General features: G+C 72.5%; 5 protein-coding genes. All 5 read right to left on the bottom strand.

The window, feature by feature from the left end:
• Positions 1-2: 2 nt before the first annotated feature.
• A complete protein-coding gene (locus CFN78_RS18200) occupies positions 3-1,001 on the bottom strand; it encodes a YeiH family protein (protein WP_094864043.1) in 999 nt (332 codons plus the stop codon).
• Positions 1,002-1,121: 120 nt separating this feature from the next.
• Entirely contained in the window at positions 1,122-1,976 is an 855-nt protein-coding gene (locus CFN78_RS18205; RefSeq protein WP_094864044.1) for a 2OG-Fe(II)-dependent halogenase WelO5 family protein, read from the bottom strand.
• A 36-nt stretch (positions 1,977-2,012) separates the two neighbouring features.
• The gene (locus CFN78_RS18210) at positions 2,013-3,578 is read right to left on the bottom strand and encodes a carbamoyltransferase C-terminal domain-containing protein (RefSeq protein WP_094864045.1); all 1,566 of its coding nucleotides are present in this window, start codon (positions 3,576-3,578) and stop codon (positions 2,013-2,015) included.
• Positions 3,579-3,591: 13 nt separating this feature from the next.
• The gene (locus CFN78_RS18215; RefSeq protein WP_094864046.1) at positions 3,592-12,669 is read right to left on the bottom strand and encodes a non-ribosomal peptide synthetase; all 9,078 of its coding nucleotides are present in this window, start codon (positions 12,667-12,669) and stop codon (positions 3,592-3,594) included.
• Complete coding sequence (locus tag CFN78_RS18220; RefSeq protein ID WP_338065539.1) at positions 12,666-23,717, bottom strand: amino acid adenylation domain-containing protein; 11,052 nt, start codon at positions 23,715-23,717, stop codon at positions 12,666-12,668. The genes CFN78_RS18215 and CFN78_RS18220 overlap by 4 nt, the downstream gene beginning before the upstream one ends.
• Positions 23,718-23,780 lie beyond the last annotated feature (63 nt).

The following is a 23,780-nucleotide window of genomic DNA, read 5'->3' on the forward strand; positions in this document are numbered from 1 at the left end:
GCTCAGCCGAACAGTGTCAGCGTGCCGAGGGAGACGCCGCCGACGAGCAGGGTGGACAACAGGCCGAGCAGCAGCGCCGGTCCCCCGGCGCGCACCAGCCTGCCGATCCGTACCGCGCAGCCGAGTCCGAACAGCGCACCGGCGAGCAGCAGGGTGCACAGGACCTTCGCCAGATCGAGCACCGCCGTAGGCAGGATCCCGGTGCTGCGGAGCGCGACCATCGCCAGGAAACCCAGCACGAACAGCGGCACCAGCGGCGCCCGTCCGCTCTCCGCCGCGGACGTGCGGCGGCGTTCGTGAATGCTGACGGCCGCCACGATCGGTGCGAGCAGCACGACCCTGCTGAGTTTGATCACCACGGCGATGGCGACCGCGGCCGCGCCGGCCGGGGTGGCCGCGGCGACGACCTGCGCGACCTCGTGCACGCCGAGTCCGGCCCAGCCGCCGACCCGCTCGTCGGTGAGGCCGGCCCAGCCGCCGATCAGCGGGACGGCGGCGATGGCCAGACCGCCGTAGAAGGTGACCAGCGCGACGGCGGTGGCGACGTCGGAATCCTCGCGTTCGACCACCCCTTCCATCGCGGCGATCGCGGAAGCCCCGCAGATGGAGAAACCGGTCGCGACGAGCAGCCCGAGACCGCGTGGCACACCGATCAGCCTGCCGAGCGCGACGGTGCCGAGGAAGCCGATCCCCACTGTGAGCAGCACTGCCAGCAGGATTCCCGGCCCGATTTCCAGTACGGCGGGCACGGCCAGTTGCAGCCCCAGCAGGACCACGCCCACCCGCAGGAGCCGCTTGGTGACCGTGCCGATCGCCGTCCGCGCGGTCTCCGGCAACGCGGGCGAGGAACCGGCCGCGACACCGAGCAGCACGGCCGCGGTGAGCGCGCTGACCATCGGCACCACCGAGCCGACCAGGTAGGCGAGCGCGACCCCGGTACCGGTGATGGCTACCGCGGTGAACAGCGGGCGCACCCGCCGGGGATGCGCTGTGGTGTGCATACGGCGAGTCTGGTTCGGCCAGCCGGCCGCCGGTAGCCGGGAAACCGCGCGGTGGTCATAGCCTATGGCTATGAGTCACTCCCGGGGGCGTTCCCGGAGATCGCCGCGGGCCGTGCGCCCTCAGGTCCAGGTGACGACCGTCCGGTCGTCGGTGAAGCCGATCAGGCAGGACACGTTGGTGCGATTGCCCTCGGTCGCGTCGACGGCGTGCACGTGGGCGCCGTTGAATACGTAGACATCACCCTGGCGGATGTCCAGGCGGATCTCGTCGAAACCGGCGAGAACGTCCGCCGGGTAACCGAATCCGGTGTCGCGCAGCCCCAGTTCGTCCCGGCTCGGGTCGTCAGGGCGGATGTTCCAGATCACCAGGCGCCCACCCTGCTCGTGCTCCACGCACATGTTCACCGCACACACCTCGTGCTCCAGCGTCCGCTGGATCTCGAACCCGGCCTGCCGCGGATCCTTGCACTGGGCGGCGTCGTCGTGCGGGGCGAGGGAGAACGCGCCCGCACCGGTCCAGGCCCGGATCAGCGCGGGGCCGGCCGAGGTGCCGTGCATCCGCGCGACCCGCAGGGTGGCACCGTGCCGGGCGAGCGCCGTGGACACACCGTCCCGGAAGGACGCCCAGGGCGAGTCGGGCACATCCAGCACGTTCTCGACGTCAACCCGCACCGCCTCGCTCTCCGCGAGGTAGGTCTCGACCGACTTGTTCCAGTGGTACGAGCCGACGTAGTGCGAGGGCTCGCCGGGACGGTGCCTCCGGGCGGGACTGGCCCAGAACCGATCGGTGATCGCCCGCTGCGCTTTCGCCGGGATCACCCCGCGGAAGATCACGCCGAGTCTCCTGCCGCGAAGGACGTCCAGCACGAGTTCGGGATCGAACTCGGTCCGTTCCTCGAAGCGGAAGTACCCGGCGTCACCGCGGTACCCACTCAGTGGCTGCGTCTCCTGGCGCGTGCTGGCTTTCTGGTTCATGGTGCGAATCGTTCCCATCAATCCGTCGGGCTGCGGTCACTGCCGCCGGGTCACGAAGGTGTCCTCGACGACGTAGCCGTCGAGACCGTGCTGCTCGCCGTACTCGATCAGGTCACTGGTCCGGTTGATGAAGCCGCGACCGGAGAAATTGAGGGAGGTGTTGCACAGCACGCTGAATCCGGTGCGGTCGCCGAAGGCGGTGAGCAGGGCGGCGAGGGCGGGGTTCTGTTCGCGGGTCACCGTCTGCACGCGGGCGGTACCGTCCACATGGGTCACCGCCGCCAGCTCGCCGGAGCGGACCTGGCTGAAGTACAGCATGTACGGATCCGGGATCGTCCCCTCGAACCAGCGGGCGGCCTCGGACTCCAGGCTGATCGGTGCGATGGGCCGGTATCCCTCTCGCTGCTTGATCGCGTTCAGCCGCCTGGTGGTCTCCTCGGTGAACGGTGCCGCCAGGATCGACCGGTTGCCCAGCGCGCGCGGACCCATCTCCCAGCGGCCGCGGGCCCAGCCGATGATGTTGCCCTCGGCCAGGAACGCGGCCACCTCCGCCGGATCCAGTGGCCGGCTGTGGAAGAACGCCGCGTCGAACACCGTGTCCTGGACGAAGCCGTCCCCCGCGTAGACATCCCAGGACACCTCGGCCGAACCGGTGTAGAACAGTTGCGCGTCGATCGCGGTTCCCAGCGCGGACCCGCTGTCGTTCGGGCACGGCGGCACGAACACCTCGGGGAACAGGCCGCACTCACGCCAGCGGCGGTTCCACTCGCAGTTGAGTCCGCAGCCGCCCGAGATGAGCAGTGGCAGGCCTTCGGTCAGCGTCTCCGCCGCGTAGTCGTGGAACCGTTCGAAGATGGCGTCGGACATCCGCGCGGCCAGGTTCTTGTACTCCTGCGATTCCACCCCGATGTCGTGGAACGGCGACCAGCGCAGTTCGTCCTTGCCGAGGTTGAGAATGATGCCGTCCTGCTCCAGGACGAACTCGATCAGCTCGCGTTCCTGCCGGTTCGCCGGGCCCGGCTCGGCGAAACCGGTCAGCGCCATCTGCTTGCCCGCGTCCTGCAGCCGGAGAAGTCCCTTGTTCGCGGGGAATCCCGGGTCCGCGAGCGCGAACAGGTAGGCGTACTTGTTGCCGGGGTCGGCCATCACCTGGCGCAGGTGGGTCACCTCACCGCGCTCGTCCACGCGGTAGAAGGAACCGATGTTGCCCTCCCAGACCAAGCAGTACCGCGCTTGCCCGGGCGGCAGCGGGGCCAGTCCGTGCGCGGTCATGATGTGCGAGCGCTCGTGACTGGAGGAGAACATCCGGACCGGACGGCCGAAGAAGGTTCCCGCGCGGTCGGTGACCGAGCCGGGCCCGACACCGAAGTAGCCGGTACGCGAGGGCGGTTCCACCGAGAAGGCGCCCTTCACCCAGCCGCCGACGGCGACCACGTCCGGCAGCCGGTCCAGTCGTTCGGCGGCGTTGGACAGCACCTCGGCGGTGAGCGTGTCGTAACGCGGGAAGGAGTCCTTCTCGGCCTCCATGGAGAACAGCAGCCTGCCGTCCTCGATCGCCACGACCGCGCCGTCGTGCCCCTCCTTGAATCCCAGGATCAGCACGAAATCATCCCTTTCATGGTGTGCCGCCGTAGCGGGCCCGTGGATCGCCGAGTGTCGTGACCCCGCCCGTGTCCACCCGCCCGGCGCGCACGTCGGCCTCCGCGCGGGTGATGATCGCCTCGAGCGCGGTTCGCCAGTGCCCGGCGAGTACGCGCACTGCCTCACCGTCGAGTACTCCGTCCAGCCAGCCCCAGATCGCGGTCAGCTCGGAGTGCCCGGGATGGTCGGCGATGTACACAGTGGACTCCAGTACGTGCGAGACGCGCATCCCCGGATCCGTTCCGCCGCCCATGACCGTGGACATCTCCCCGGTGGGCGCCCAGTCCCCGGTGTCGTCGCCGACGGTGAACCGGCCGAGGTAGTTAAACTTCACCCGCGGCGGTTCGGCCGCCGCCAGCGTGCCGGCCGTGCCGGGGTTGAGATAGCGCAGCATCCCGTACCCGAGCCCGCTGTCAGGCAGTGCGCGCAACTGGTCGCGGACCCGGCCGACGGCCGCGCCGAGGCCGGGTCCCGCGGCACGGACCTCGTCCCAGTCGAGCGCGCCCGGGTCGAACCAGGCCGGGAACACGTTCACCAACCAGCCCACCGTCGCCGAGCAGTCCACGCCCTCGGCGATCGCGTCGCGACCGTGGCCCTGCAGATCCACCAGCAACCCGCTGCCACCCTCTCCGCGCCAGTGCGCGAAGGCCAGCGCCAGCGCCGTGTAGAGCGCGTCGTGGGCACCCGCCTTGAACGCGGTGGGCACGCTGCTCAGCAGTGACCGGACCCGATCGTCGCCGAGGCGCAGCACCAGTCCGTCACCGGCCGCCACGGTGTCCCGGTCCGGGTCCAGCGGGCGGCTGCCGAACGGTGGGTTCGGCCGCCGCACGATCTCCGTCCACAGTGGAAGTTCCTGTGTCCGGAGTGGACTGACGGCCTGTGCGGCGAGTTCCCGCGCCCAGCCGGCGAACGAGGTGGCCACGGGTGGCAGGGCAGGCGTCACACCGGTGTGGACCGCATCCCAGGCGGTGCCGAGTTCGCGCAGCAGCACCCGCCAGGACACCGCGTCCATCACCACATGGTGCGCCATCAGCAGCAGCCTGCCCGGACGGTCCGCGCCCGCGTCGAACCACACCGCCCGCACCATCACCCCGGCCCAGGGGTCGAGGCCGCGCTGCGCCGCGGCGAACTCCGCCTCCAGCAGTTCACCTGGCACCGGAACGTCGCCGGGAGCGACCGTGGTGTCCGCCGCGCGCACGTCCACCCGGCGCAGCAGGTCGGCGGCCCGGACGGAGCCCCGCGGGCCGACCTCCAGTGTCCAGTCCGCGCCGGTGTCCCCACCGCGGCGCAGCGCGGACCGCAGCACGCCGTGCCGGTCGAGCATCAGATCGAGGGCCGTGAGGAGTTCGTCCACGCGCATGCCCGCCGGGACACGGACGAGCATCGCGAGGTTGTACTCGTCGATGGGGCCGCCCAGCTCGGCCAGGCGCGCGATGATCGGCGTGGCCGGTATCGCCCCCTCCGCCGCGCCGGAATCCGCCGCGGGTCTCGACTCCCCCGGAATCTCCGCGGGCACCGGGCGCGCGACGGCGGCCAGCCCCCGGACGCTCTGCTGGGCGAGGACGTCGCGCGGCGTGATCGACAGACCCGCCGCCCACGCCCTGCTGACGAGCTGGATGGACACGATGCTGTCGCCGCCGAGATCGAAGAAGCTGTCCTCGACGCCGACCGAGGGCAGGCCGAGCACGTCGGCGACGGCACGGGTGAGGGTGACCTCCGCCGGGGTCCGGGCGGCCCCGCCGGTGGTGACCGATCCGAAGTCGGGTGCGGGCAGCGCGTCACGGTCCAGCTTTCCGTTGACCGTCAACGGAAGCCGCTCCAGCACCACCACCGCGGCCGGGACCATGTGCGCGGGCAGCGCCCGGCCCGCGTGCTCGCGCAGTGCGGCGGGCGACGGCGGCGCGGACGCCGTGGCGGGCACCACGTAACCGATCAGCCGCCGGACGCCCGCGCGGTCCTCCCGGACCACCACCTCGGCCCGGTCCACGGCGGGGTGCGCGGCGAGCGCGGCACCGACCTCGCCGGGCTCGATCCGGAAACCGCGGATCTTGACCTGGTCGTCGGCCCGGCCGCCGTATTCCAGGGTGCCGTCGCTGCGCCACCGGGCCACGTCGCCACTGCGGTACATGCGGGTTCCGGCCGCGCCGAAGGGATCCGGGAGGAAGCGTCCCGCGGTCAGTGCCGGGCGGGCGAGGTATCCGCGGGCCAGTCCGGCACCCGCCACGTAGACCTCGCCGCGCACCCCGGGCGGGACCGGCCGCATCCGCTCGTCGAGCACGTACACCCGCAGGTCCGCGATCGCCTCGCCGATGGGACTGGCGGTCTCCTCGGCGCACATCCCGGCATCGAGCGTCTGCCGGGTGACGTGCACCGTGGTCTCGGTGATGCCGTACATGTTGACCAGGACGGGCCCGTTCCCACCGTGGCGGGCGTACCACTCGCGCAATCGGGGCGGGTGCAGGCGCTCGCCGCCGAACACGACGTACCGCAGCGCGTCCTCGCCGGCTGGTGCCTCCGCCTCGGCACGGGCGAACTGGTCGAACGCCGAGGGGGTCTGGCTCAGTACGGTCACCCGCCGCTCGCGCACCAGCGCCGCGAACTCTGCCGGTGAGCGGGTGATCTCGCGGGGCACCACGACGAGCGTGCCGCCGTGCAGCAGCGCACCCCACATCTCCCACACCGAGAAGTCGAAGGCGTACGAGTGGAACATCGTCCACACGTCCGTGTCGCCGAACCCGAACAGCGGCGCGGTCGACTGGAACAGGCGGGTGACGTTCCGGTGCGTCACCACGACGCCCTTCGGTGTCCCGGTCGATCCGGAGGTGTAGATGACGTAGGCGGCGTTGCCCGGCACGGGCCCGCGAGGGCGCACGTTCGCGGGTACCGCCGCGGCGCGGCCGTCGAGTGCGGCGGCGACCGCGGGGTCGTCGAGGCGGACGTGCTCGGACGCGGCCGGTCCGTCGAGACCGTCCGGCAGCGGGCCCGCCGAGATCAGCACCCTCGGGCGGGCGTCCTGGGTGAGCAGGGCGATACGTTCCGCCGGGTAGTCCGGATCGATCGGCAGGTACGCCCCGCCCGCCTTCAGCACCGCGAGGACGGCGACCACCAGGTCGAGGGAGCGGGGCAGCAGCAGGGCCACCGGCGATTCGGTGCGCACGCCCCGTTCCGTGAGCAGCCCGGCCAGTCGGTCGGCGCGCGCGTCGAGGTCACCGTAGGTCAGCGACGCGCCCTCGCAGACGACGGCGACCGCGTCCGGTGCGGCGGCGGCGCGTGCCTCGAACAGCCCGGGCAGCGTGGCGGTCCGCGTGCCCGCGGTGCCGGGTTCGGGGTGCGGGCCGCCGAGCAGCCGGCGCCGTTCCCGGTCGTCCATCAGGTCCGCGCGGCCGATCGGCTGCTCGGGATCGGCCGTCCAGGTCTCGAGCAGCCGCCGGAACCTGTCCATCAACGACAGCACCGAGTCACCGTCGAAGAGGTCGGTGCTGTAGTTGACCACCGCGGCCAGTCCGCCGGCGGCTCCCGGGGTTTCGGCGAACTCGATCGACAGGTCCAGTTTCGCCGTCGCGCGGCCGACCGGTTCCGGTTCGATCCGCAGGCCCGGCAGATCAAACTCCGGCCGTGTCGTGTTCTGCAGGGTCAGCATCACCTGGAACAGCGGGTGGTGTGCCTGCGAGCGCCGCGGGTTGAGCGTGTCGACGAGCTGCTCGAACGGGACGTCCTGGTTGTCGTACGCGGCGAGGACGGTCTCCCGCACGCGGCTCAGCAGTTCCCGGAAGGTCGGGTCGCCGGAGGTGTCGGTGCGCAGCACCAGGGTGTTCAGGAAGCAGCCGACCAGTTCGGTGAGGGCGTCGTCGGTACGGCCGGCGATCGGGCTGCCGATCGGGATGTCCGTGCCGGCTCCCATCCGGTGCAGCAGCGCGGCGAGGGCGGCCTGCAGCACCATGAAGGTCGTGGTCCCGCTCCGGCGGCCCAGTTCGGCGACCGCCCTGGCAAGGGCCGGTGGCCAGTCGACGGTGACGACGTCACCCCGGTGACTGCTCACGGCGGGCCGTGACCGGTCCGCGGGCAGCGCGATCTCGTCCGGCAGCCCGGCCAGTGCCCCGCGCCAGTACGCGAGTTGCCCGGCCAGCACGCTGCCCGGATCGTCCTCGGCACCGAGCCGCTCACGTAGCCACAGCGTGTAGTCGGCGTACTGGACGGGCAGCGGAGACCAGTCCGGGGGCGCGTCCTGACACCGTGCCGCGTAGGCCTGCGCCAGATCGCGGAAGAAGGGCGCGGTCGACCAGCCGTCACCCGCGATGTGGTGCCAGGCGCCGAACAGCACGTGGGTCTGCGGGCCGAGGACGAACAGGCTCGTCCGCAGCGGGGTCTCACCGCTCAGATCGAAGACGTGCGCGGCGGCCGCGTCCAGCCCGCCGCGCAACTCGGCCTCGGTGGTGCCGACGACGTGCAACTCCGGATCGGCCGTCTCCAGCACCACCTGGGCGGGAACACCGCCGGTGTGCGGGAACACCGTGCGCAGACTCTCGTGCCTGCGCACCACGTCACCGAGCGCGGCACGCAGCGCGGGCAGATCGAGCGCGCCGGTCAGCCGCAGACTCCAGGACATGTTGTAGGCGGGGCCCACACCGTCGAGCAGTTGCAGGTACCAGAGCCGCCGCTGCGCGGGTGAGAGCGGCAGGACCGGGGGCCGGGTGCGGGGACGCAGCGGTGTTCTCGCATCGCCGGCGCCCGCGCACAGGCGGGCGAGTTCGGCGACAGTGGGCGCCTCGAACATGTCGCGCACCCGCAGTTCCACGCCGAGCACCGCCCGCGCCCTGCTGACCAGCCGGGTGGCCAGCAGGGAGTGGCCGCCGAGGTCGAAGAACCCGTCGTCGATGCCGATCTCCGCGAGGCCCAGCACCTCGGCGAACAGTCCGGCCAGGATCTCCTCGCGGGGCGTGCGCGGCACCCGTCCGCTTTTCCCGCCGGGGAGATCCGGCGCGGGCAGGGCTCTGCGGTCCAGCTTTCCGTTGGGGTTGAGCGGAAACTCGTCGAGCACGACGATCGCCTCGGGCACCATGTGGCTGGGCAGCCGGTCGCGCAGATGCGCCAGCACGGTCTCGCCGAGCGCGCCGGCAGTCAGGGAGACGGCCGGGTGGGAGGCGTGGGCGGACAGTGGCCGGTCCTCGGACTCGGTGGTGACCAGCAGGTCGACCGGGTGGTGGGTCCCGGCCGGTTCGGCGGGCAGGAGGACGGCGTCGAACAGTTCACCGGAGCCGGTGGACGACCAGGTCGTGCCGACCCAGAAGCCGAGCCGGTCCCCAGCGGTGTGCACGGTCTCCGGGTCCACGGCGGTGCCGTACTCGCGCAGGGCAGCGGTCACCGCGCTGCGCGATCGGCCGTCGCGCAGGGCGCGGGCGGCGGCGGTCTCCCCCGCCAGGCGCCGGTTGGGGATGCCGGTGATCCGCAGTCCGTCCGCGCCGGACTCACGCAGCAGCCCGGGCAGGTCCGCGAGGGTGCCGATCCGTCCGCCCCATTCGACCCGGGGCAGATCCCGGACCGACCGCATGGCCCCGGCGGCCTTCTTGTGCAGCACGACGTCGTAGCGGTGCCGGGTCAGCTCGTTGTGGTGGGCGCCCCGTTGCAATCGGATGTCGACGCCGCCGATGTCCTCGATCCGCTCGCCCAGTGCGGTGAAGAACTCCGGTGCGAGCAGGAGTTCCTTGTCCAGCAGCACATCCTGTTCGACGGCGCGGCGGAGTACCTCGGTCTCTGCCGACTCCTCCGCCCTCGCGAGACGCACCGCCGTGTGGAACGACCGCCGGGTGCGCAGGTTGCGCAGGTCGCCCGCGAACATCGCGCCGCCGGGGACGAGCAGCGCCATGGCCCGCTCGATGACGGTGGCCAGGTAGCCGTGGTCCGGGAAGTACTGGGCCACCGAGTTCAGCACGACCGTGTCGAAGAACCCGGTCGGCAGCCCGTCGAGCTGGTCGGCGGCGAGGGTCCGCAGTTCCACCGTGGCCCGCGGTCCCGGCAGCCGGTCCACCTGTTCGCGGAGTCCCTCGATGATCGGCGCGGAGAAGTCGATCCCCCAGTACTGCTCGCACTCCGGGACGAGTTTCGCCAGCAGCAGTCCTCGTCCGACGCCGATCTCCAGGACCCGGCGGGGACGCAGCTCCCGGATCCGGTCGATCCGCGCGGACCGCCACTCGTGCATCTCGGCGAGCGGGATGGGCGCACGCTCGTAGCTGGAGTCCCAGCCGGTGAAGTCCTCGCCCAGTTCGTGCCGGAACGTCCCGGAGACCGCGTCGTAGATGGTGCGCCATTCCTCGACCTGTGCGTCGGCCTGGTCCCCGCCCGCGCGGCGGTCACCGGAGGGCACGACGTAACCGATCAGCCGCCGGTCCCCCGGCGCCGTCTCCCGGACACCGACCGCCGCCTGCGCCACCGCCGGGTGCGCGCCGAGCACGGCCTCGACCTCGCCCGGCTCGACCCGGAAACCCCGGACCTTCACCTGGTCGTCCTCGCGGCTGGCGAAGCGCAGCCGTCCCCGTTCGTCCCAGCGAGCGAGGTCGCCGGTCCGGTACAGCCGCCCGCCGTCGAACGGGTTCGCCACCCAGGTACGCGCGGTCTGCTCCGGCCGGCGCAGGTAGCCCCGGCCGAGTGCCTCGCCCGCGAGGTAGACCTCCCCGGTGACGCCGATGGCGACCGGGCGCAGATCCGGCCCCAGCACATAGGCCCGGCAATTCTGCGTCGGCACGCCGATCGGGATCGGCCCGGCCGGCTCGCCGTCCGGATCGTAGGTGTGACAGCAGGACAGCCCGCTCACCTCGGTCGGGCCGTAGCCGTTGACGATCCGCAGTTGCGGCTGGCGTTCGGCGAGCGCCGCGCACAACGCCGGGGAGAGCACGTCGCCGCCCGGGACGACCTGCCGCATTCCCTTGAACGCGTCCGGATCGGCGTCGACGATCTCGTGGAACAGGCCGGTGGGAAGGTACGCGGTGGTGACCCCGTGTTCCCGGCAGAACGCGCCCAGTTCGGCCACCGAGGGGATGCCCGGCGGGAACGCCGCCACCCGGGCGCCGTTGAGCAGTCCGGTCCACAGTTCCGTCGTGCAGATGTCGAACGACGGTGAGGCGAGGTTCAGCACGACGTCCTCGGTGGCGACGTCGACGAAGTTCGGTGACCACGCCAGCCGGACGATCGCCTGGTGCTCGATCACCGCCCCCTTCGGCACTCCACTGGAACCGGAGGTGTAGAGCACGCAGGCCGCGTGCCGGGGTCCGAGCGGGAGGCCCGGCCTGTCCGTGGTGCCGCCGGTGTCCCCCGGTGAATCCAGCGGCACCGTCCGCGCGGCCCCGGCCGGCAGCCGGTCCACCAGGTGCGGCTGGACGAGCACCAACGCGGCCGCGGTGTCGGCGAGCATGAGTTCCAGCCGCGCCACCGGGTACGAGGGGTCGAGCGGCACGTAGGCGCCACCTGCCTTGAGCACAGCCAGCGCCGCGACGGCGAACTGCAGGCCACGCTCGGCGAACAGCCCGACCGGCTCGTCCGGCCGGACACCGAGGCCGATCAGCCGGTGGGCCAGCCGGTTGGCACGTTCGTCGAGTTCCCGGTACGTCAGCGCGTATCCGTCCGCGGCGAGTGCCGTGGCGTCGCCGCGCGCGTCGGCGGTCGCCTCGAACAGGTCGACGATGGTGTCCGCAGGCAGGGTTCGGCCGGTGTCGTTCCAGACGGTCAGCACGGTGTGCCGGTCGGATTCGGGCAACCGGTCGACCGCGGAGACCGGACTGTGCGGATCCGCGACGACGGTCTCGAAGAACCGTCGCAGCCGGGCGGCCACGGCCTCCACCGCCTGCCGGTCGAACAGGTCCGGCCGGTGGTCGATCCGCAGCGACAGCTCCTCGCCCGGCGTCACCAGCAGCGACAGCGGATAGTGCGCGCCGTCCCGGCCGGTGATGCCTCGTACCGTCACCCCGGCGGTCGGACTCGCCCACAGGGAGGTCTCGGTCGGATAGTTCTCCAGCACCGCGGCGGTGTCGAACAGTTCCCGCATCCCGGTGGCCTGCTGGATGTCGCTCAGGCCGGAGTACTGGTGCACGAGAAGCTCGGACAGTTCCCGCTGTGTCCTCGCCAGCATCCGGCTCAGCGGCTCGGCGGGGTCGAACCGGATCCGCGCGGGCACCGTGTTGGCCAGCAGGCCCACGATGGTGCCGACGCCGGCGACCTCCGGCGGACGACCGGAGACGGTCATGCCCACGGTCACGTCGCGGCGTCCGGTGAGAGACCCGATGAGTACGCCCCAGGCTCCCTGGACCAGGGTGTTCAGCCGGAGGTCCTGGCTCGCGCAGAGGTCGTCGAGGGCGGCGGTGAGTTCACGCGGGAGGGACAGTTCGATCGACGCGGTAGGCCCCCCTGCCCGTCCCAGTTCCGGTGGTGCGACGAGGGTGGGCCCGTCCAGTCCGGCCAGTGCCCGCCGCCAGCCTTCGCGGGCCGCTTCCGGGTCCTGCCTGGTGAGCCAGGCGAGGTAGTCGCGATAGCGGGCAGCGGGCGGCAGCAGCGACTCGTCGCAGCCGTTGTCGTAGAGGGCGAACAGTTCGCGGAAGAGCATGTGCCCGGACCAGCCGTCGATCAGGATGTGGTGACTGGTCAGCACCAGTCTGCAGCGGCCGGGGCCGAGGCGGGCCAGGGTGAACCGGATCAGCGGCGGGCGGGTCATGTCGAACCCTTGCGCCGCGTCGGCTGCCATCAGCTCCGTCAGCGCCGCGGCCTGCTCGGACCCGGCGAGTGCCGTCAGATCGATCTCGGTCCACGGCAGCCGTGCCGACCGCGGGATCACCGCGACCGGCTCACCCGACTTCCGCTCCAGGAACGCGGCCCGCAGGTTCGGATGGCGGCGCGGCAGCGCCTCGGCCGCGCGCCGCAGCCTGGCCGCGTCCAGTTCGCCGTCGAGGTCCACGCCGAGCTGGATGTAGTAGACGTCGGTGCCGTCCTGGTCGTAGCGGGCGTGGAAGAGCAGGCCCTCCTGCAACGGGGACAGGGGCAGGACGTCGTCGATGCCGGGTCTGGTCACTGTCGCTCCTCATAGGCGCCGAGCAGGCCGGCGAACTCGTCGATCTCGAACTGGCTCACCGAGACCAGTGCCTCGTCCACCGTGGTGTCCTCCTCGAGCGGTGCCACGGGCGCGTCCGTGGCCGCCTCGGCCAGTGCGGCCACGGTCCGGCGCGCGAAGACGTCCCGCACGGTGAGCACCAGGCCCTCATCTCGTGCCCTGCCGACCAGTTCGATCAGCAGGATGCTGTCGCCGCCGATCGCGAAGAAGTCGTCGTCCGGGCCGGCCGAGTCCACCCCGGTGACGTCGGCGAACAACCGGCAGAGCACCCGTTCCCGTTCCGTGCGTGGTTCCCGGCCGGACCGTGGCGCGAACTCCGGGGCGGGCAGGGCGGCACGGTCGAGCTTGCCGTTGGCGCTCAACGGGAGGGCGTCCAGCACGACGAATGCCGAGGGCACCAGGTAACCGGGCAGGTGCCTCGCCAGGTCTGCCCGCAGGACAGCCGGATCGGGTGCCGTCCCGCCGGGCACCGGCACCAGGTAGCCGACCAGCATCGGCGCCCCGGCCGGGCCGGTGGCGACGTTCGCGGCGCTCCTGCCGACGGCGGGGTGGCCGACGAGGGCGTTCTCCACCTCGCCGAGTTCGATCCGGTTGCCGCGGATCTTGACCTGGTCGTCGATGCGGCCCAGGTACTCCAGTTCGCCCAGGGCGTTCCGCCGCGCCAGGTCGCCGGTCCGGTACATCCGGCCGCCGGTCCGGAAGGGGTCGGCCACGAAGCTGCGCGCGGTGAGCCCCGACCGCCGGTGGTAGCCGGTCGCGAGCTGGCCGCCCGCCAGGTAGAGCTCGCCGGTGACCCCGTCCGGCACCGGGCGCAGCGCGTGGTCGAGCACGTGGGTCCGGGTGTTGTGCACGGGACGTCCGATGGGGACGCCCTCGGCACCGGGATCGCAGGGCCACCAGGTGACGTCGATCGCCGCCTCGGTGGGCCCGTAGAGGTTGTGCAGGGGCACGTCGGAGAGCTCGTACCAGCGTCGGACGGTCGCGGCGGACAGCGCCTCCCCGCTGCACAGGACCCGGCGCAGCCCGGTGCGGCCCGCCGCCGGGGACGCTGCGAGGAAGACGTCCAACATGGACGGTACGAAGTGGACGGTGGTGACCTGCTCGTCCCGGATCAGCGTCGCCAGGTACTCGGGGTCGCGGTGCCCGCCGGGACGGGCGATCACCATGGCCGCTCCGGTGAGCATGGGCCAGAACAGTTCCCAGATCGACACGTCGAACGCGGCCGAGGTCTTGTGCAGGACCCGGTCCCGCGCGGTCAGCTCGAAGGCCTTCCGCATCCAGTGCAGGTGCCCGGTGATCGCGGCGTGCGAGACGGTGACGCCCTTGGGCCGCCCGGTCGATCCCGAGGTGTAGATCAGGTAGGCGGGCGCTCCCGGTGGTACGGCGGCCGGAGGGACCGAGCGGGCGGCGTGGTCCGCACCGGCGTGCACCGGAACCACCGTTTCGGGGAGCGAGCCGTCGTGCCCGCCGTCGGTCACCACGACGGCGGCACCACTGTCGGCGAGCAGGAAATCCCTGCGCGCGGCCGGATGGTCCGGGTCCATCGGCACGTACACCCCGCCCGCGTGCACTACCGCCAGCGCCGCCACCACCGACTCGGCCGATCTCGGCAGCAGCACCGCCACCGGTGTCCCCGCCCGCACGCCGAGCTCGGTCAGCCGTCCGGCCAGGCCGCGTACCCGGGCGTCCAGTTCCGCGTATGACCACGAGATTCCCCCGGCCACCACCGCCGTCGCCCCGGGCATCCGGGCCGCGGTGGCGGCGAACAACTCCGGCAGCGTGCCGGCCGGCACGGCGACCTCGGCTCCCTCGTCCTCGCGCGCGACGCGGGCACGCTCGGTGGCGTCGAGGACCGGCACGTCCAGGAGTCTGCGGCCGGGCGTCTCGGTGACGCGGGCGGCCAGCAGCACGAGACGGCGGGCGAACGCGGCGACGGTGCTCTCGTCGAACAGGTCCGTGTCGTACTCGATCAGGCCGGCGAGGCCGCCGTCCGGTTCCTGCCGGAAGTGGATGTTCAGGTCGAACTGGGTGGCCTCGCGGGGCAGCGGGAACTCGCGTGAGTCCAGGCCGTCCGGCGCGAACCGCTGTGCCGGCGCGTTCTGCAGGACCAGCATCACCTCGACCAGCGGTGCCCTGCTGGTGTCGCGTTCCGGGGCGAGGGTCTCCACGAGTTTGCCGAACGGCACCCCCTGGTGCGCGTACGCGGCCAGCACGGTCTCCCGTACCTGGGCGAGCAGTTCGCCGAAGCCGTGCGACTCGTCGATCCGGGAACGCAGCACGAGCGTGTCGGTGAAGAACCCGACCAGACCCTCCAGTTCGGTCCGTTCCCGGCCGGAGGTGGCGGTGCCGATGACGATGTCCCGGCGTCCGGTGTGCCGGGCCAGCAGCAACTGGGTGAGCGCGGTCAGGGTGATGAACAGCGTCGCGCCGTGCTCGCGGCCCAGGGCCGACAGGGTGGAGGTCAGCTCCGCCGGGATGTCGAGGGTGTGCTGCGCCCCGGACGAGCCGCGTACGGCGGGACGCGGGCGGTCGAGGGGAAGTTCGAGCGGTGTGATCCCGTCGAGGTGCTCGCGCCAGTACGCGAGATCCGCCGCTGTCTCGTCGGCCGGTACGCCCGGCTCCCACAGATCCCGTTGCCACAGGGTGTAGTCGGTGTAGCGCAACGCCGGTTCCGGAAGCAGCGCGGGCCGCCCCGCGACGGCCGCTTCGTACAGCGCTGTCAGCTCCCCGGCGATGATCCCGAGCGACCAGCCGTCCGCGACGATGTGGTGCACCGACAGCACGAGCACCTGTTCGGCGCCGGACAGGCGCACCAGCAGGACCCGCAGCAGCGGCCCGGTCCGCAGGTCGAACGCGGTCGCCGATTCCTCGCGCAGCAGCCGGTCCAGCTCGGCGGACTGCGTCTTACTGTCTGATGTGGACAGATCGATCTCGTGGACCGGGACCTCGGCAGGCGGGTGCACCACCTGCACTCCGCGTCCGGCCAACCGGGCGAAGGTGGTGCGCAGAGATTCGTGCCTGGCGGCCACGCCGGTCACCGCCGCCCGCAGGGCGCCGGTGTCGAGCGGACCGGACAGCCGCCAGCCGACGCCGAGGTTGTACTCCACGCCGCCCGGCCGGAACTCGTCCAGGAACCACAGCCGCTGCTGCGCGAGGGACAGCGGCGGGGCGCCGTCGTGCACACGGGCGACGAGGTCGCCGCGTGCGGGCAGTGCCGCGGTCGAGCCGGGTAGCGCGGCAGCGAGCGCCGCCACGGTCGGGTGCTCGAACAGGGCGCGCGGGGAGATCCGCGCTCCCGTCTCCGAACGGATCCGGGACACCACCCGCATGCTGTGGATGGAATCCCCGCCCAGCGCGAAAAAATCGTCCCGCACACCGATCTCCGGGATGCCCAGCACCTCCGACCAGATGGCGCACAGCAGCCGCTCACCCTCGTCACGCGGCGCCAGGAACACCGTGCCCGTTTCGGATCCGGGAACGGGCAGTGCGGACCGATCGAGTTTTCCGTTGGCGTTCAAGGGAAGCGCGTCCAGCCGGACGAAGTCCGCGGGCAGCATGTAGACGGGCAGGTACTCGGCGAGGTGCGCTCGCAGCAGCTCGGGCTCCGGCATCTCGCCGCGCGGCACCACGTAGCCGACCAGCCGCGGTGAGCCGGACGCCGCCGGCGTGGCGACCACCGCGGACGCCGCCACCGACCGATGCCGGGCGAGGGTGCGCTCGATCTCGCCGGGTTCGACGCGGTTACCGCGGATCTGCACCTGGTCGTCGGTCCGTCCGAGGAACTCCAGTTCGCCCTCGGCGTCGCGGCGGACCAGGTCGCCGGTGCGGTACATCCGTTCGCCCGGCCGGAACGGGTCGGCGACGAACCGGGTCGCCGTCAGCGACGGCCGGGCGTGGTACCCGTTCGCGAGCTGCCCGCCCGCGACGTACAGCTCACCGGCGACCCCGGCGGGCACCGGGCAGAGCGCGTGGTCCAGGACCATGGTCCTGGTGTCCCACACCGGCCTTCCGATCGGCACCGTGCCGGCACCCGGCCTGCACGGCCACACGGTGACGGTGATGGCGGTCTCGGTGGGCCCGTAACCGTTGTACAGCGGCACATCGAGCGTGTCGTACCAGCGTTCGACGGCCTCGGGGGTGAGCGCCTCACCCCCGCAGATCACCCGCCGCAGGGCGGTGCAGCCTGACGCGAGGGGCGTGTCGAGGAAGGCGTCGAGCATCGAGGGCACGAAGTGCGCCGTCGTCACCGCGCGGTCGCGGATCAGCGCGGCAAGGTACTCCGGGTCGCGGTGACCGCCCGCGCGGGCGAGCACCACCGACGCGCCCGTCGTCAGTGGCCAGAACAGTTCCCACACCGACACGTCGAAACCGGCGGGTGTCTTGTGCAGTACGCGATCGTCGGCGGCGAGCGGGAATTCGCCCCGCCACCAGCGCAGGTGCCTGCAGACGGCGGCGTGCGGGACCACCACCCCCTTCGGCCTGCCGGTGGAACCCGAGGTGTAGATCAGGTAGGCGCCGGAGCCCGGCGGGATCGTCGCCGGAAGCGGAGCGGGGACGACGCCCGTCCCGTCCGGCCCGGCGTCCACCGCGACCACTTCCGGCGGCAGCAGGGCCCGCGACTCCGCGCCCACGACCGCCACGGCCGCGCCGGAGTCGGCGAGGACGAACCCGATCCGGTCGGCCGGATACTCCGGATCGACCGGCACGTACATGCCGCCCGCTCGCACCGTCGCCAGCACGGCGACGACCAGGTCCACCGACCGGGGCAGCATGATCGCGACCGGTGTTCCCACGCCCACACCGAGACCGGCCAGCCTCCCGGCCAGTTCCCCGGCCCGGGCGTCCAGTTCGGCGTAGGACAGCGACACCTCGCCGGAGAGCACGGCGAGCGCGTCCGGGGTGCGGGCCGCCTGGGCGGCGAACAGTCCGGGCAGCGACCCGGGCGGCTCCGGCAGCACCGTCCCGGCCATCTCTTCCGGCCACCGGTGCCGCTCGTCGCGGGTGAGCACGCCCGTCCGCCCGGTTGGCTGCTCGTGCCCGACACGGATGGCCTGGAGCAGGCCGGCCAATCTGCCGAGCAGGCCCCGGGTGACCGGGTCGCCCGCCGCCCCCCGGCAGACGGACCGCAGGCGCAGTCGCGGTCCCGGAACGGCGACGATGGTCAGCGGGTAGTGCGTCTCCTCGGCGACCCGCAGGCCGGTGAGCCGGAGGCCCGGGACATCCCCGGGCAGGAATCCCGGATCGTGCGGGTAGTTCTCGAACACCAGCAGCGTGTCGAAGAGTTCGCCGTGGCCGGCGGCCCGCTGTATCGCGGGCAGCGCGAGATGGTGATGCGGGCCGAGTTCGGACTGTTCCCGGTGCAGCCGGGCCAGCAACCGGGACCACGGCTCGCCGGTGCTCGCCCGCGCCCGGACCGGCACCGTGTTGATGCACAGTCCCACCAGGTCCTCCACCGTGGGCACCTCCGGCGGCCGGACCGCCACGGTGGTGCCGAACACGACGTCCTCGCGTCCGGTGAGCCTGCCAAGCAGCACCGCCACGGCGGCCTGGAGCACCGTATTCAGCGTGACCCCGCATCGGCGGGCGATCGCGGAGAGCCCGGCGGTGTCGCGTTCGGACAGTTCGAGTTCCTCGTCCCCGGCAACGATGTCACCGCGGGGCCCGCAGGGAACCACCGCCGTGGGGCCCGCTAGACCGGCCAGCGCCGCCCTCCAGGCACGCTCAGCCGCGCCGGTATCGGTGCCCGCCAGCCATTCCAGGTACTCGCGGTACCCGCTCGCGGGCACCGTCGTGAGCTGCCCGCTTCCCGCGTACGCCGCGAACAGTTCGCGCACCAGCAGTGGCATGGACCAGCCGTCCAGCAGCAGGTGGTGGTGGGTCAGCACGACCAGATGCCGTCTCGGTCGCACGGTGACCGCCATCAGACGGAGCAGCGGCGGCACCGCGACGTCGAAACCGGCCGCCCGGTCGTCCGCGAGCAACCGTTCCAGCCGATCCTCACGCACCTCCGGGTCCGATTCGGACAGATCGACCTCCCGCCAGGGCATCGTCACCGACGAGGGCAGCACCTGCACGGCGTCACCGGAGTCACGGTGCTGGAACGCCGCACGCAGATTGGGATGCGCGGCGAGCAACCTGTCGCCCGCGGCGCGCAGCGCGGCCGTGTCGAGTTCCCCCTCGACGTCCATCCGGAACTGGACCACGTAGGTGTCCTGCCGGTCCCGGTCGTAGGCCGCGTGGAACAGCAGTCCCTCCTGCAGCGGTGCGAGTGGCAACAGATCCGTCACGCCACCGGGGTGTGCGCGCTCGTGCCGGTCGATCTCGGCCTGGGTCAGGTCCACCAGGGGGAAGTCGGAGGGGGTGTGCCCGCCCGTGCCCGCGCGCCCGGTGTGGTCGGCGAGCGCCGTCAGTACCGCGAACCACTCCTCGGCGAGCGGGCGGACGTCCACTTCGGACAGCAGGGTCCCCGGCCAGGACCAGGTAGCCGTCAGCTCGCGGCCCTCCCGGTGGCGTACCGCCAGCGCGTCGATGGCCAGCGCATGCGCCACCGGCCTGCCGGGATCCCGCCCGGCGTCGAAGACCTGGTCCGCGGCCACGGTGCCGAGGTAGTTGAAGCCGATCTGCGGGCGGCCCAGACCGGCGAGTTCGGGACCCGTCAGCGGGTTCAGGTACCGGAGCATCCCGAAGCCGATTCCCTTGCGTGGCACGGCACGAAGCTGCTCCTTGACCCGCTTCACCGCCTGGTCCAGCGTCGCCGCGCCGAGGTCCCCGGCCGCACCGACCGGCCCCGGGTCAAGCCGAACCGGGTGCAGGCTGGTGAACCACCCGACCGTCCGGGACAGCTCCGCCCCGGGCACGGTGTCCTGTTCCCGGCCGTGACCCTCCACATCGACGAGCACACCGGTGCCATCGCCCCGCCGGCGTGCCACCGCCGTGGCGAGGGCGGCGAGCAGGAGATCGTCGACGCCACAGTGGAACGCCGCGGGCACCGCCGTCAGCAGCCGTTCGGAGACGCGCGGGGGCAGTGTCAGCGTCACCTGCCGCACCGAGCCGGTGAGGTCCACGGCCGGATCGACGGGACGGGGGCCGATCAGCGGCTCCCGTGCGTCCAGCAGTTCGCGCCAGTACGGCAGTTCGGCGAGCGTCCCGGGGAGACCGGCCTGCTCGGTCAGTCCGCGCGCCCAGGCACCGAACGAGGTTCCCCGGCCCGGCACCGCCGCGGTCCGTCCGGCGGCGGCACGTTCGGCGGCGGCGAGGAATTCCGGCACCAGTACCCGCCAGGAGACCCCGTCCACCGCGAAGTGGTGGATCGCCAGCAGAGCGGTGGACGGCCCGGTGTCTCCCCGGTCGAACCAGACGAGCCGGACCAGGTCGCCGGTCGCCGGGTCGAGCTCCCGCTGCACGGCGGCACTCTCCCGCGCGATGGTGGCGGACCACACCTCGGCGTCGTCTCCGGAGGGGTCGTCCCCGGACAAATCCACCCGGCGCAGGCACCCCCGTTCCGCTACTGAGCCGGGCGGAGCGAACACCAGCTCGTCGCCGCTGAGCCGCATCCGCAGCGCGTCATGCCAGTCGAGCAGCGCACGCAGCCCGGCGAGCAGCGCGGTCTCGCCGAGTCCCACGGGAAGATCCAGCCGCATCGACTGGTGGAATCCGCGCAACGGGCCGCCCGTGCCGGCGAACCACGCCATCACCGGCGTCAGCGGGCTACGGCCCGTGCCCTCGGCGGGGCCGGGCTGCTCAGGGGACAGGCCGGTACGGGCGGCCCGGGCGAGCGCGGCCGGGTTGCCGTGCCGGACCAGGTCGCGGGGTTCCAGCACGAGGCCGGCGGCACGGGCGCGGGCGACGAGCTGCAGCGACAGGATGCTGTCGCCGCCCAGATCGAAGAAGCCGTCGTCGATGCCGACCACCGGAGTGTCCAGCACCTCCGCGAACAGGGCGCACAACCGCTCCTCGACCGGGTTCCGCGGCTGCCGGGACGCTGCCCGCTCCACCGGCCCGGGAGCCGGCAGCGCGGCCCGGTCCAGCTTCCCACCCGCGGTGACCGGCAACTCGGGCACCACCACGATGGACGCCGGGACGAGGTGTTCCGGCAGGATCGCGGCCAGGTGGTCGCGCAGTTCGCCGGAATCCGGTTCAGCGCCCCCGGCCGCCGGGACGGCGTAACCGGTCAGCCGGCGCTCCCCCGGGCGGTCGGCGCGCACGATCACCACGGCACGGCCCACCCCGGGATGCGCGATCAGCGCCGCCTCGATCTCACCGGGCTCGATCCGCACGCCGCGGATCTTCACCTGGTCGTCCGCCCGGCCGGCGAACTCCAGGTCACCGTCCCGGTTCCACCGGACCAGATCGCCCGTGCGGTACATCCGCTCCGCGGCCGCGCCGCGGACGAACGGGTCGGCCACGAACAGTCCCGCGGTCAGCGCCGGGCGCCCGTGGTAGCCCCTCGCCAGGCCCGCGCCGGCGAGGTACAACTCGCCGAGCACACCCGGCGGAACCGGTCGCAGCCCGCGATCCAGGACGTAGACCCTGCTGTTGTCCCGGGGGCGCCCGATCGGTGCCGCACCGGCCTCGACGGAGGCGGCGGTCAGTTCCCGGTGGGTACCGATCACCGTGTACTCGGTCGGCCCGTATGCGTTGACGACGGCGGTGCCCGGGCAGTGCCGCAGTACCCGCGCCACGGCCTCCGGCGAGGCCGCCTCGCCGCCCGTCCACAGCTCGCGCAGCCCGGCGAAGCAGTCGGGGGACTCGGCGGCGAAGTAGGTGAACAGCGCGGCCGTCACCAGCATCGCGGTGACGCCGTGCTCGGCGACCAGCGTCCGGACCCGCTCGGGTGTCAGCTCGCCCGCCGTGACGACGATCTGCCCACCGGTCAGCAGCGGAACCCAGATCTCGTAGGTCGAGGCGTCGAACGTGGGCGAGGAGTGGAACGAGACGACCCCGTGGGCCTCGCGCCAGCGCCGGTCCCGGGCGAGGCTCACCAGGCCCTGGTGGGTGACCGCCACGCCCTTCGGCGCGCCGGTCGATCCGGAGGTGTGCATGACGTACGCCGGTTGCCGCGGATCCGTCCCGGTGACCACGGCCGGTTCGCCGGGTCCGGAGGTCCCGCCGTCATCGGTGGTGAGCACGGGGACCCCGGCCGCACCCGCGGCGTCCCGATCGCGCGGCGCGGCGAGCACGAGGACGGCACCCACGTCGCGGACCAGCCGCCGGGTCCGCTCGGCGGGCTGGCCGGGGCTCAGCGGAACGTATGCCCCACCGGCCTTGAGCACGGCGAGCATGGCGACGACGAGGTCCGCCGAGCGGTCAAGGAGCAGGGCGACCCGCGACTCGCGCCGCACACCGGCCGCGATCAGGCCGCGCGCCAGCCGATCCGCCGTGGCGTCCAGTTCCGCGTAGCTGAGCGACTGGTGCCCGTCGCGCAACGCCGGGGCGCCGGGTGTGCGCCTGGCGTGCTCGGTGAACAGTTCGTGCACGCACTTCCCCGCTGGGTAGGCGGAGCCGGTGTCGTTGCGGGCGCGCAGGAGGTCGTCCCGTTCGGCGGCGGTGAGGATGCCGAGTTCTCCGGCCGCGCGGCCCGGATAGCCCTCGGTGAGCGTGCTGGTGACCTCGTCGAGCAGGCGCAGAAACCGGTCGTGGTGCTCGGCCACCTCCGCCGCGTCGTAACGGGCGGCGTTCCCGTCGGCGGCGGACTGCACGCCCCGGGCACCGACCCGGACGAAGAAGCCGAACGCGAGGTCGTCGGTGGGCCCGACCGCCAGGTTGTGCGCCGTCGCGGGGTGCTCGCCGAAACGAACGTCGAGGTCGAACGGCACGAGATTGACGGTCAGGTCGACCAGGCGGTCACCTGGTCCGGTGCGGCCGAGATCCTTGCGCAGGTCCTCCATGCGGTAGCGCTGGTGCGGCAGTACCGCGCGGAGTTCGCTCTCCACCTCGGTGAGCAGTCCGGTCAGCGGGATCCCGGTACCCACGGTGATCCGCAACGGCACGACGTTCGCGGTGAAGCCGGGCACGTTCCGCGTGGACGGGTCGAGCCGTGCGCCGACCGCGAGCCCCAGAACCACCTCGGACGTATCGGTCATCCGGTGCACGAACACCGCGGCCGCGGTGAGCAGGATCGCGGGCCAGGACACCCCGGCCGTCCGGGCCGCCGCCCGCCAGGCGTCCGGGCGGCCGGCGCCGAGCCACGCGTCGTGCCGGACCGAGGGCAGCAGTTCCGTGGACGAACGGCGCGAGAGTCCGGGCCGTGCGGGCAGGCCGGCCAGGCGGTTCGCCCAGAACTCGCGATCCCGTGCGAAGTCGGCGCCTGATCGGTACTCGGCGTCGGCCCGCAGCAGCGCGCGCAACGAGCCGAACGGCGCGGGGCCGGATGCGTCCCGGCCCTCCGCGAGTGCCGTGTAGGTCTCGGCGGCCCGCTGGAAGAGCTGTGTCGCGCCGAGTCCGTCGACCAGGATGTGGTGGTAGCGGTGGTACCAGAAGTGGTGGTCCTCGGCGAGGGTGAACAGGATCGTGCCGAACAGGGGTGCGCCCGGCCCACGGGGGGCGATCAGGTCCTCGCGCATCAGGTCGTGGGCGGATCGCACCGGGTCCGCGTGCCCGGTGAGGTCGACCCGGCGCGGCGAGGTCTCCGGCACCTGTCCAGGGCGTTGTGCCGGGCCGTCGGTCAGGGCGACGGTCAGTGTGTCGGCCTCGCCGACGGTCCGCGTCCAGGCGGTCTCGAGCAGCACCGGGTCCAGCGGGCCGCGGATGTCGTAGAACTCACCGATGTTGTGCCGGGGGTTCTCCGGGTCGAGCCGCCAGCCCAGCCACATGCCGTGCTGGGGGGCCGACAGCGGCAGGTCGGGTCCGGGGTCCGCCGCGTACTCGGGTACACCGGGGGTGGCCGGAGAAGGCGCCGCTCCGGCAGGCCCGAAACCTGGCGTTGTGATGTTCGCTCCCCCTGTACGACGTTCCCCCGAGCAGATTCCGTCGGCCGAATCACCACATAGCCCACTCCGGACAGAGGGAATTCAATGCCACCCAGCGCATTCGATACTAGGGACGACCATTCTTCGGGTCAAGCGACGAGCACA

Origin of the sequence: Amycolatopsis antarctica (genome assembly GCF_002262875.1) — a bacterium.
Classification (GTDB): Bacteria; Actinomycetota; Actinomycetes; order Mycobacteriales; family Pseudonocardiaceae; genus Amycolatopsis; species Amycolatopsis antarctica.

Excerpts from the sequence above, each read along its gene's own strand:
- CFN78_RS18200 (WP_094864043.1), bottom strand. The coding sequence starts at position 1,001 with ATGCACACCACAGCGCATCCCCGGCGGGTGCGCCCGCTGTTCACCGCG.
- CFN78_RS18205 (WP_094864044.1), bottom strand. The coding sequence starts at position 1,976 with ATGAACCAGAAAGCCAGCACGCGCCAGGAGACGCAGCCACTGAGTGGG.